Source organism: uncultured Campylobacter sp. (assembly GCF_937890585.1).
Lineage (GTDB): Bacteria > Campylobacterota > Campylobacteria > Campylobacterales > Campylobacteraceae > Campylobacter_A.
This window is the reverse complement of the sequence record NZ_CALACG010000156.1, coordinates 1-11,758: the sequence shown is the minus strand read 5'-3', so window position 1 is coordinate 11,758 and position 11,758 is coordinate 1. Positions and strand designations below refer to the sequence as shown.

General features: G+C 43.4%; 11 protein-coding genes. 7 read left to right on the top strand and 4 right to left on the bottom strand.

Translation table 11 applies throughout. From position 1 onward, the window contains the following. Positions 1-113 precede the first annotated feature (113 nt). The 7 genes from recA (at position 114) to Q0296_RS04645 (ending at position 5,189) form a co-directional block, all read left to right on the top strand. Positions 114-1,211, top strand: coding sequence for a recombinase RecA (gene recA / locus Q0296_RS04675; RefSeq protein WP_002940852.1), 1,098 nt, complete (start codon positions 114-116; stop codon positions 1,209-1,211). Continuing rightward, entirely contained in the window at positions 1,211-2,461 is a 1,251-nt protein-coding gene (gene eno, locus Q0296_RS04670; protein WP_298037155.1) for a phosphopyruvate hydratase, read from the top strand. Before recA ends, eno begins: the two co-directional genes overlap by 1 nt. Before the next feature lie 104 nt (positions 2,462-2,565). Further along, positions 2,566-2,748, top strand: a complete 183-nt coding sequence (locus Q0296_RS11545) for a hypothetical protein (protein WP_178140078.1) — start codon at positions 2,566-2,568, stop codon at positions 2,746-2,748. A gap of 5 nt (positions 2,749-2,753) precedes the next feature. Further along, positions 2,754-3,614: an AMIN domain-containing protein gene (locus tag Q0296_RS04660; RefSeq protein ID WP_298037153.1), complete on the top strand. Its 861-nt coding sequence runs from the start codon at positions 2,754-2,756 to the stop codon at positions 3,612-3,614. A 67-nt stretch (positions 3,615-3,681) separates the two neighbouring features. Next, complete coding sequence (locus Q0296_RS04655; protein ID WP_298037150.1) at positions 3,682-4,743, top strand: tyrosine-type recombinase/integrase; 1,062 nt, start codon at positions 3,682-3,684, stop codon at positions 4,741-4,743. A 25-nt stretch (positions 4,744-4,768) separates the two neighbouring features. Further along, positions 4,769-4,939 (top strand): glycerate kinase, encoded by a 171-nt coding sequence (locus Q0296_RS04650; RefSeq protein WP_298037148.1) that lies wholly within the window; start codon positions 4,769-4,771, stop codon positions 4,937-4,939. Between the two features lie 52 nt (positions 4,940-4,991). After that, positions 4,992-5,189: a glycerate kinase gene (locus Q0296_RS04645; protein WP_298037145.1), complete on the top strand. Its 198-nt coding sequence runs from the start codon at positions 4,992-4,994 to the stop codon at positions 5,187-5,189. Here Q0296_RS04645 and Q0296_RS04640 read toward each other — a convergent pair. The 4 genes from Q0296_RS04640 to Q0296_RS04625 form a co-directional block, all read right to left on the bottom strand. Continuing rightward, positions 5,186-8,176, bottom strand: coding sequence for a molybdopterin dinucleotide binding domain-containing protein (locus Q0296_RS04640; RefSeq protein WP_298037143.1), 2,991 nt, complete (start codon positions 8,174-8,176; stop codon positions 5,186-5,188). The genes Q0296_RS04645 and Q0296_RS04640 overlap by 4 nt on opposite strands. Positions 8,177-8,188: 12 nt before the next feature. Beyond that, a complete protein-coding gene (locus Q0296_RS04635; RefSeq protein WP_298037141.1) occupies positions 8,189-8,926 on the bottom strand; it encodes a 4Fe-4S dicluster domain-containing protein in 738 nt (245 codons plus the stop codon). A gap of 186 nt (positions 8,927-9,112) precedes the next feature. After that, positions 9,113-10,243: a glycerate kinase gene (locus Q0296_RS04630; RefSeq protein ID WP_298037139.1), complete on the bottom strand. Its 1,131-nt coding sequence runs from the start codon at positions 10,241-10,243 to the stop codon at positions 9,113-9,115. Continuing rightward, positions 10,240-11,634, bottom strand: a complete 1,395-nt coding sequence (locus Q0296_RS04625) for a GntP family permease (protein ID WP_298037137.1) — start codon at positions 11,632-11,634, stop codon at positions 10,240-10,242. The genes Q0296_RS04630 and Q0296_RS04625 overlap by 4 nt, the downstream gene beginning before the upstream one ends. Positions 11,635-11,758: the final 124 nt, after the last annotated feature.

Sequence of the window (11,758 nt, the reverse complement as noted above, 5' to 3'; positions counted from 1 at the left end):
CTTATTGATAGCGCTGCACTGCTTGGCGAAAATATTATAATTTGCGAGTAAATCAAGTAAAATTCATCTCTTTTTAGATAAAATCAAGCCAAATTTCAACTATAAGGTAAAAAATGGCAAAAGAAAAAGATAGTGACAAAAAGATAGCTATCCCAGAGAGCGAAGCGGACAAGAAAAAGGCGCTTGAGCTTGCGCTAAAGCAGATAGATAAAGCTTTTGGCAAAGGCACGCTTTTAAGACTTGGCGACAAAGAGGTTGAGGCTATCGAGTCGATACCGACTGGCTCGCTAGGGCTTGATCTGGCTCTTGGCATAGGCGGCGTCCCAAAAGGCAGGATCATCGAGATCTACGGACCAGAGAGCTCTGGTAAGACTACGCTCACACTTCACATCATCGCTGAAGCGCAAAAAGCTGGCGGAATTTGTGCATTTGTCGATGCAGAGCACGCACTAGACGTAAAATACGCTTCAAATTTAGGCGTAAATACCGACAATCTTTATGTCTCTCAGCCAGACTTTGGCGAGCAGGCACTTGAGATCGTTGAGACACTTGCAAGAAGCGGTGCGATCGATCTTATCGTAGTTGATAGTGTCGCAGCTCTTACTCCAAAGAGCGAGATAGACGGCGATATGGGCGATCAGCACGTTGGCCTGCAAGCAAGACTAATGAGTCAGGCACTTAGAAAGCTAACTGGAATTTTAAGTAAGATGAAGACGACTGTTATCTTCATCAACCAAATTCGTATGAAGATCGGTATGATGGGATATGGCACGCCAGAGACTACAACTGGCGGTAATGCGCTTAAATTTTACTCATCTGTAAGGATCGATGTAAGAAAGATAGCCACACTTAAACAAAACGACGAGCCTATCGGCAACCGCACAAAAGCAAAAGTCGTTAAAAATAAGGTCGCACCTCCATTTAAAGTGGCTGAATTTGACATCATGTTTGGCGAGGGTGTGAGTAAAGAGGGCGAGATCATCGACTATGGTGTAAAACTCGACATCATCGACAAATCAGGTGCGTGGTTTAGCTACAAGGCCGAAAAACTAGGTCAAGGTAGAGAAAACGCCAAAGCCTACCTAAAAGAGCACCCAGAAATTTCTGACGAGATAGTAGCGGCGATAAAAGGCTCAATGGGGATAGATCACCTAATAAGCAGCGGCGCAAAAGACGAAGACGACGACACAAACGAAGCAGGAGATGAATAATGGTATTTATTGAAGATGTAGAAGCTCACGAGGTTTTAGACAGCAGAGGCAACCCAACAGTTCGTGCGACAGTTAGACTAAGCGACGGCACCGAGGCAAGCGCGATCGTACCAAGCGGCGCAAGCACTGGCAAGCGTGAGGCACTCGAACTTCGTGACAAAGACGAGAGATATGCTGGTAAGGGCGTTCTAAAGGCTGTTTCAAACGTAAATGAAAAGATCGCTGAAGCTATCATAGGCCTTGATGCCTACAACCAAAAAGCAGTCGATGCGGAGATGCTTGAGCTTGATGGCACGCACAACTACTCAAATTTAGGCGCAAACGCGGTCCTTGGCGTATCTATGGCGGTAGCTCGCGCAGCTGCAAAGAGCCTAAATATCCCACTATATCGCTACCTTGGCGGTGCAAACGCTAGTATCTTGCCAGTGCCGATGTTTAACATCATAAATGGCGGCGCACACGCAAATAATAGCGTTGATTTTCAGGAATTTATGATCATGCCATTTGGCTTTAGCACATTTAGCGAGGCGCTAAGAGCTGCAACTGAAATTTATCACAAGCTAAAATCTATCCTAAACGCAGCTGGCCACAGCACGGCTGTCGGCGACGAGGGCGGCTTTGCTCCAAATTTAAAAGACAACGAAGAGCCACTAAAGCTTATCTCACAAGCCGTAAAAGAGGCTGGATATGAGCTAGGCAGCCAGATAAAGCTAGCCCTTGACGTCGCTTCAAGTGAGCTTTATAAAGACAGCAAATACGAGCTTGAAGGCAAGAAATTTAGCAGCGACGAGCTCATTAGCTACTATGAAAAACTTTGCGAAAAATATCCGATATTCTCTATCGAAGATGGCCTTAGCGAGGACGACTGGAGTGGCTGGGCTGAGCTTACAAAAAGGCTTGGCAGCAAGGTGCAGCTAGTTGGCGACGACCTCTTTGTTACAAATGAGAAAATTTTACGCGAAGGCATCGAGAAAAACATAGCAAATGCGATCCTTATCAAGCCAAATCAAATAGGCTCAGTCACGCAAACTATGCAAACTGTCCGCCTTGCTCAAAGAAACGGCTACCGCTGCATCATGAGCCACAGAAGCGGCGAGAGTGAAGATGCGTTTATCGCTGACTTCGCAGTCGCTCTAAACACTGGCGAGATAAAGACAGGTGCTACCTCAAGAAGCGAGCGCAACGCAAAATACAACCGCTTGCTTGAGATCGAGCTTGAGGCGGGCGAGTTTTTAGGGGATAGTATTTGAGCGAAATTTTAGATGAATATGGCAAAGAAGATGGCATATTTCATAAAATCATAAAATTTGTTCGGCCAACATTACGCTACGTCATAGCCACCATTTGCGTGGCTATGTTTGCCTTTTACGTGGGCAACATGATGTTTGGCAAACGCTCACTTGACGTGATGCTAAGCCTTCAGAGTAAAAAAGAGAGGCTTAGTGAAGATGTGGAAATTTTAAAAAAGATGAATGCACGTCTGCAAAAAGATTATTTTGAACTACAAGGCCTTGAGCCAGACTCTAATAAAAAGTAGGAACGATGAAGAAAATTTGGTTAGTTTTATCTATCTTGACTGCGAGCTTATGCGCCAGAGAAAACCCATTTATGCCTATTAGCGAGCTAAACACAAGCGTTATGACGACAAACGTCGTAGAAAAATATGACAGCTTCAACTCGCTCTCGTTTAAATTTCCAAGCGATGCGATGCTTTTGCTTGATGTCACCATAAGATACAGAGCAAATGACGGCAGCATAAAAGAAAAAAGACTAACCGATATAAACAAAACTATCGACTGGAACGATGAATTTGCCATAAGCAAGATGAAAAATCCAGAAGCAGTCGCAGCTAAAAAACTAGATGTTTCTGTCACGATGGCAGAGGTACCAGCTCAAAAGGTTAGCACGCCAGTCATAATAGAAAAAAATGAGACTAAAATTTCAAACAAAGATAGAAATAAAAGCTCAGATGTGCCAACTCCAAACGTCGTGGTGATCGACCTTGGTACAAAAAAAGTAAAAGAGCCTGCTAAGCCTGAACAAAAGGTAGTCGAAGTAAAGATCGAGCCAGCCTCAAAGCCTGTTCAAGAGATAAAAAGTAGTGAAAAAGAGGTTAAATTCTTAGGATTTGTGAGCTTTTTAACACATGAAAAAGAGCTAAATATCATCACAAAAGCTAAAAATTTAAAGCACTTTGCCTACGAGAAAAACAAGATCGTGCTTGACTTTGCAAAACCTCCAAGAAGTTTTAAAACTAAAAATTTAAAGCTTGAAAACGAAATTTTTAAAAACGTAATAATTGGCTGGCATGACAAGTATTTCAGAGTGGTTTTAGAGCTTGATAAGATGCATAAATATAAGCTTGAAACCGCTGAAAATGGATATATGCTTAAGCTTTTATAGTTTTTGAGCTTTTTCATAGAATTTCAAATATAATACTTTTCAAAATAAAATTTTAAAGGTCGTTATTTTGAAATTCCCGCTTGACTGCAAAGATAGTTTTGAAAACTCATTTATATTTTGGCTCACAAGATATGTCAAATTTAAACTTAGCTCGCTTTCAAACAAGGAGCTAAGAGACCCAAAAGCGCTTGCAAGTGTAAATTTCGCCTTAAGCCGTGAGATAAAAAACATAGAGCAGCTTGATGGGCTGGTAAAAAGCGCAAGAAATGCAGGGCTAACTGGCATAAATACCTATTTTAACCCGCTTAAAAAGATATATGAGACGATGAAATTTTATGAGCTTAGCAGTCTAAAGCAGATCGACGAAGAGCTGCTAAGTGAAATTTTAGCCAGCACAACTGGCGGGCTAAGCGATGCGAGCAAGAAAAACTACAGAATTTCAGTGATAAATTTCTTTGCCTTTTTAGATAAACAAAACGAAGAGGACGGCAAGGCTCACGTTTTTGATATAAATTTAAAAAACTGGGGCGGCGTTAGTGGTAACAAAGGTCAAAAGTTGCCTGAGTTTATGGGCGAAGATGAGGTCAAGAAATTTCTTGAAGCGATCGAGGAGAGCGACTTTAAGCAAAACTCAAACCGCAACAAGCTCATCATAAAAACTATCATCTTTACTGGCATTCGTGTGAGCGAGGCACTAAATTTAAAGAGAAAAGATATCACAGAGGACGGCGATCTTTTTATCATTAGAATTCGTGGCAAAGGCAACAAATACCGCATCGTGATGATAAAGCGCCACCTTATAGAAGCGCACCTAAACGCAATCGCCATAAACTACATAAACAAAGAGGGCTATCTTTTTATAAATAAAAAAGGCACGAGGCTAACGCAGGCTTATGTTAGCCGTATCGTGGAGCAAATTTTATTTAAAGCAGGCATCAGAAAAGAGAAAAACGGCGCTCACATGCTGCGCCACACCTTTGCAACGATGCTTTATAAAAAGCAAAAAGACCTTGTGCTCGTGCAAGAAGCCCTTGGGCATGCAAGCTTAAATACCTCAAGAATTTACACGCACTTTGATAGTGACAAACTAAAACTTGCTGCCAAAGTGGCTGAAGATCTGGCGAATTAAATTTATCAAATTTAGCTCTAAGTTTATGACTAAAGAAGCCCTTGAAGACTTTTGCGATGTTATAGTAAAACCAGTAGCTGACGGCGGTGAGGGCAGCGTGGAGGCTATGGCTGATGCACTTGATGCTAAATTTATAGACACTATCGTTAAAAACCCGCTTGGCACTGAAATCTTAGCTAGATATGCTCTAAAATGAGATGTCTAGTGCTTCTGGTCTTACTCTTATAAATACTAATGAACGCAATCCTATGAAAACTAGCACATTTGGCTTTGGTCAGATGATAAAAGATGCCATTGGCAAGGGTGCAGCCTACGTCTATGCTCCACAAAAGGGCGCAAATGGTCGCATAGTAAAGCAACTTGATGATGGGCTAAAGCACTTTGCGGGGCTTGTAAAAGAGAGATGGCAAGCAAATTTGCTCTGCTCACCAAATTTATCAAACTAGCCTATCTTTCTTATCTTTGCAGGAAGTGCTTGTCTAGCGCAAGTACCAACCAGCCAGTCATTTAGGCTAAATTCGCCATTTCTTTTTGGATCAAGAAGTCCGAGCTTGTTATGATTGACCCCTTTTTCTAAATTTGCTATCCCAAAAGCTGGCTTTCCATCGACGATGTGCGTTCTTATACCAAACTCATCATGTCCAAATCCATGCTCTATGCTGATAACTCCGCTAGCAACGCCGTCCGTTACAAACGCCTCGCCAACTTGCGCTCCATAAGGCGTAGTCACTTTGACCTTATCGCCTGAGCGTATGCCCTGCTCGCTCGCTACATCTGGCGCTATCCTTACGAAGTTGCTAGGATGGACAGCTCTTAGCCTTGGGCTAACAAAGGTGTAGAAGTGCTGGATATTTGACTTTCTTGAGCTAACTGTGTATTTCCACTCAGAGCGTGGGAAAAATTTCTCAAGCGGCGTGCCGTCACTTGCTACTGGTAGCATTAGACTCGGTACTCCTGGCATATATTCGCCAGTTACTGAGTGTCTGTGTCCGCCAAGTGGCTCATAGTAGATCGAAGCTGGCGTAGGCGCTGGCACTTTTACGGTTGCTTTATCGCCCTTGTACGCGCTCTCGTAGCTATCATATCTACCGCCTTTTGCTAGCACGTGTGCTACTTTTGGCTTCTCTTCGTCTTTTAGATAAGGATCGAGTTTTGTCATCACTCTTGATATCTTACTAAGCTTTTTGTCCTCGTCGCTTATATCTTTCACGCCCTCGCCGTCAAAGGCTAAATTTGCTAGCGCAGCCGCGTAGTACTGCTCTTTTACGTCAAGGTCCATGAAATTTCCGTCTTTATCTTTAAAGGCATTTTTGCCAAAGCCTTTTAGTCCAAGTCTCTTTGCTACGGCTATATAAAACGCCTCAACGTCGATCACGCCGCCGTTTTTATCCTTTGCCTGCTTTGAGCTAACGGCTGGATAGCGCACGACCGAAGTTTTAGCGATCGTTCCCCAAAGAGAGTTTGGAAGTGCCCAGTTTTCTAAATTTACCCCGTCTGGCACGATGTAGTCAGCATAGGCGTTTGTCTCGTTCATAAAGGCGTCGATACCCACAAAAAGTGGTAAATTTTTACTATCTTTTAGTGCGTCTAAAACTGCTCTTTCAAGTCCTGCTTGGCCGTAAAGTACGTTTGTCATGTAGTTTATGAAAACTTTTACTTTGTATGGGTAGCCAGCCTTGTGACTCGTAAGCGTTTCGTTTACAAGTGGCATAGAGATAGGATACCATGGCTGAGTTGATGGATAGCCGCTGCCGCCAGCTGCTACTTTGCGCTTATACTCAGAGCTTGTTTCGTAGTATTTGCCTGATCTTGATAAATTTAGACCATTTGGCTTATAAGCGCCTTCAAAGTTCTCAAGATCATATCTGCCCTTTAAAAACTCGTGTGTGCCGGCACTTGCATTAACGTTGCCACCTTTATAGCCATAAGTGCCCATTAGCGTATTTAGACAAAGGATCGCAAAAGTAGTCATACCAGCTTGCGTATGCATCATACCGCCATGCACGTTTGTGCTCACCTGTCTGCCATTTTTGGTGAAATTCTCGCAAAGCCAGATGATATCTTCAACGCTAACACCACAAATTTTTGAGTACTCATCTAGGCTGTACTTATAAGCTGACTCTTTTAAAAGCTGCATTGAGCTTTTAACCTCGACTTTTTTGCCGTCTACTAAAATTTGACCTTTGTAGTAGAGTTTGGCTGGTTCATTTACCTTGTAGCTTTGTATCTTGCCATCTCGCGAGCAGACCTGCCACTCGTTATTGATAAGTGCAAATTTGCCGTAGTCTTTGTGACCTTTTTCGGTGATGACTAGATGCGTGGCGTTACACCAGTGTATCTCGCCTGCTAGCTTTGCTTGGTCTAAATTTGGCTGGATAAGGTAGTTTGTGGCGTATTTTTCATTTTCTATGATCCAGCGTATCATCGCCATGGCTAGAGCTGAGTCGGTGCCTGGCTTTATCGCTATCCAGCGGCCTTTGTCTGAAGAGGCGTATTTTACAGCATTTGTAACGCTTGGGTCGACCACTGCGTAGCTAAAGTCATCTCTAGTGCCTCTTGCGTAAGAGAGCATTTTTGCCTGTTTTTGGAAAGGGTTGCCACCATTTGACGGCGAAGTGCCCCAGTAGATAACAAATTTAGAGTTTTCATAGTCTGGTTTTGTGTGTGCAAAGCCCTTTGCGTTATGCGTGATCTTACCACCGACCCTAAAGCCGCCACCGCAAATTCCGCCGTGTGAGTAGTGATTTATAGTGCCAAATGACTTTTTGACAAAGCGATCAACAATATCAGAGCGTCCGTCATATAGGTAAAAGCTTAAAAATTGATTGCGCTTGGTGCCGTACTCTGGGTTTTCGCTGTCGATTAACTCGTCGCTATATATCGCTCTTAGTCCGTCCACGTGCCCCTCGCCAAAGAGATCTCCGCCCTCTACTACCTCTTCTACTAGCTGCTCAAAGCTTATGCTCTTCCACTTGCCCTCGCCTCTTTTGCCAACTCTTTTTAGCGGAGTTAGTATCCTTGCTGGTGAGTCTATCATCTCAGGCAAGATCGCCCCTCTAGCGCAAACTGTGGCTCGCTTTTCATCTTCGCCGCTTAGTGTTGTGGCAAGCAAAGCATCGTTTATCGATGTGTCAAAATTTGCCCAGTGTACGTTTGATAGTGGGTGGTATGGGTTGCCGCTACATCTTAAAACTTTGTCGTTTTTATCATCTACGTGAAGTCTTATGCCACACTTTGTCGTACAGCCGTGACACATTGAAAAGACAACGCTATGTCCGTCGTTAAGTGAAATTTTGCCATCTTTTACGCTAAATTCAGGCTCTAGTGAGTTTGACTGCGGTTTGTAGTCGTCTTTTTCGCCGTCTGCTAGCACAGCGCTTGCGGTTAGTGTTGAGAGTACGGCTGATCTTTTTAAAAATTCTCTTCTTTGCATTGCTTATTTCCTTTACTGTGCTATCTCTTCGCTCCAGCTGATAACCTTTTTATATCCGTTTTCAAGCTCGAGTTTCTTGTCGTTTTTAGCCAAAATTTCGCTGACGCCGTGGTAGAACACCTGTGGATTTGTATTTTTAGGGCTATCTATAACCATAGTCTCGTGTGTGGCTAGAAATTTTCTGATATTTGAGTTAGGATCGTTAAGATCGCCTATTATACGGCTACCGCCCACACAGCTCTCTACGCACGCTGGCTGAAGCCCCACTCTTAGTCTGTGGTCGCAGAAGGTGCATTTATCGGCCTTGTAGGTATGCAAGCTAAGATATCTTGCATGATATGGACAGGCCTCCACGCAAAGCGCACAGCCTATGCACTCTTTTGTGTCGATCTTTACGATGCCGTTGTTTCTTTGGTAGCTTGCGCCAGTTGGGCAAACGTCGATACAGGCTGGCTTGTTGCAGTGGTTGCAAAGTCTTGGAAGTGACGCAATAACCGCCATTTTACCGCTTTTATCTTTTGCCTCGTACTCAGAAACGATGGTCCTAAAAGCACCTGGCTGAACGTCGTTTTCCAACATACAACTCATAGTACATGACTGACAGCCAACACATCTTGTTAGATCTATCGCCATGCCGTAGCGAACGCCACTACCGCCAAAGTCCTTTGGTGCTGCCTTTAGCGCAGTCGTAGCGAAAAACAGTCCTGCAGCTGTGATGAAGCTGCGACGAGAGTTTAGGGTCTGTTGCATAAGAAATTCTCCTTTCTTTTTAGAAGTTTTTCTTATTTTAACATAGTAAATTTTTTTTATAAAGTTTATTTTATCTTTTTGCAAAATGTATTAAATTTTGAGAATTTTTGTAGCACTTTGTGAGTAAAATTTGAAGTTAAATTTAGAGAGAAAAAGATAGAAATTTAGCTTCTATCTTTTTTAAATTTATGCTTTATGATTTAGCATATAAAGGCGGATGACTTGCTCGGCGGTCATCTTTAAATTTCTAATGGCATTATCTTTTCGCATAGCTTCTTCAAGGCTCATTGGCTCATTTAGTATGCAAAAATACGCATCGATGCCGTGCTTATGGCAGTCTTTGGCGCACCTTTGCACGCTTCCAGCAAGCGCGATGACTGGCTTATGATGCCTCTTAGCTAGCTTTGCCACGCCTGTTGGGGTCTTGCCCATGGTGCTTTGAAAGTCCATGCGGCCCTCACCAGTGATGACAAGATCAGCCTTTTTGATCTCATCTTCAAGTGCTATTGTCTGCGTGATGATCTCGATGCCAGGCTTAAGCTTCGCGCCCAAAAATGCCACAAAGGCAAAGCCAAGTCCGCCAGCTGCTCCAGCGCCCTTTTGCGTGTGAAATTTAGTGCCATTTTTCTCTTTTACAAGGCTTGCAAAGTGCTTTAGCCCATCATCAAGTTGCTTTACCATGCGGCCATTTGCGCCCTTTTGTGGGGCATAGACGTAGGCTGCGCCCTTTTGACCGTATAGTGGATTATCCACATCACAGGCGATTAAAAATTCGCACTCTTTTAGCTCTTTTAGCGCCTCATCGTCTGAAAAGTCGCAAATTTGAGCTATATCCTCGCCTTTGCCCTCAAGCAAAGCGCCATTTTTATCATAAAATTTAAATCCAAGAGCGCTTAGCATACCTGTGCCAGCGTCATTTGTCGCACTTCCGCCGATGCCTATGATAAATTTCCTAGCACCTTTGCTAATGGCATCTTTTATCATCTGACCAAAGCCAAATGTGCTAGTTTTCATAGGATTTCTCTCATCAGGATTTATAAGAGTAAGTCCTGAAGCGCTTGACATCTCAAGTATGGCAAGGTCGTCTTTTAGGGCATATCTAGCTAAAATTTCAGTGCCAAGCGGATTTTTTACGATGGTATCTATAAATTTCGCATCAAGCGCGTCAGCCATAGCCTCCACGCTGCCCTCACCGCCGTCAGCTACTGGCTTTACGATGACATCACAAAAGTCTTCAAGGGCTTCTTTAACAGCAAGGCCCGCCTCAAGCGAGCTTAGCGAGCCTTTTAATGAATCTATCGCAACCAAAATTCTCATAAAAGCACCAAAGATAGGACGTAAACGCTGATCATACCAACAACGCCCATGATAAATGTCATCGCTGTTTGAGTGCGGTAGCCTTGATCTGCAGTCATCTTACTAAAGTTTGTAACGACCCAGAAGTAGCTGTCGTTTGCGTGAGATACGCACATCGCACCTGATGCTATCGCCATGACACAAAGTGCGGCTGAAATTTCGCTCGTAAAGCCAAGTGTATGCATGAGCGAGTTGTCAGCGCTAAATGCGCCCATGATAGAGGCTGTCGTGATGATAGCCACAGTCGAGCTTCCTTGAGCGGTTTTTAGCACGGCCGAGATGATGAATGGGAAGAAAATTCCTATCGCTTTTATAGTTGAGGCATTTTCTTTTATGAAATTTACGAAGCCAGCCTCAGTGATGACATTGCCTAAAACGCCGCCAGCTGCGGTGATAAAGAGTATCGGACCAGCGATCTTTAATGATTCGTTTGTGATGTGGTCAAATTCTTTCATTTTTTTAGTTTCAGCTAGTAAAAATACGCAGAAGATCACGCCGATAGCAAGTGCAATGATAGGGTTACCTAAGAATAAAAATATCTTTGGCAAGAGCGCAGCCTTATCAAGCATGCCTTGCTTTGCCAAAACATCAACCACAGAGCCAACCGCCATGAAAATGATAGGCATGATGATAGGAGCAAGGCTTAAAAATCCGCTAGGCAATTTGCCAAATTTCTTTAAAAGCTCATCGTAGCTAGCTGTGATAGTAGCGTCAGCCTCTTTGTCGCTGATAGTTACGCTTTTAGCGATGCTTTTTGAAAAGAAATATACAGCTACCAAAACAGGCACTGAAGCAACCGTGCCCATGATGATGACAAGGAGTAAATTTCCGCCAAGGCCAAGTGTACCAGCAGCAGCTATCGGACCAGGAGTTGGCGGGATGAAGACGTGAGATGCGTATAGACCGCCACTTAGAGCGACTGACATAGCAACTGGACTTGCTGCGATCTTTTTATAAAGCGCCTCGCGGATAGAGTTTAAAACGACAAAACCGCTATCGCAAAATACTGGTATGCCGACAACCCAGCCCATTATAAGCATAGCAAGCTCAGGGCGTCTTTGTCCAACTAGCTTTACAACCATATCCGCTAGCTTTAGCGCGGCCCCTGTTTTTTCAAGCACTGTGCCGATGATCGTTCCAAAGATGATGACGATGCCGATACTCTTAAACGTGCCGCTAAAGCCAACGCCTATCATCGCTGGGATCTTGGAAAGATCAATACCTGCGACGATCGCAAGCACCAAAGAAATGCTCATAAGTGCCAAAAATGGATGCACCTTGAGCTTTGAGATCATGACGATCATAAGGATGATTGCTATAACAAAACATACAATCAAAGCCATTCCGCTCATGAAAGCTCCTTTTGTTGTGAGATTATTGATGAGGATTTTAGCAAATTTTGCTTATATTTTTTCTGATTTTTTAAGTTTTTTGATTAGTTAAATTTATTTGACAAATTTGGGCAAATTTATGAAT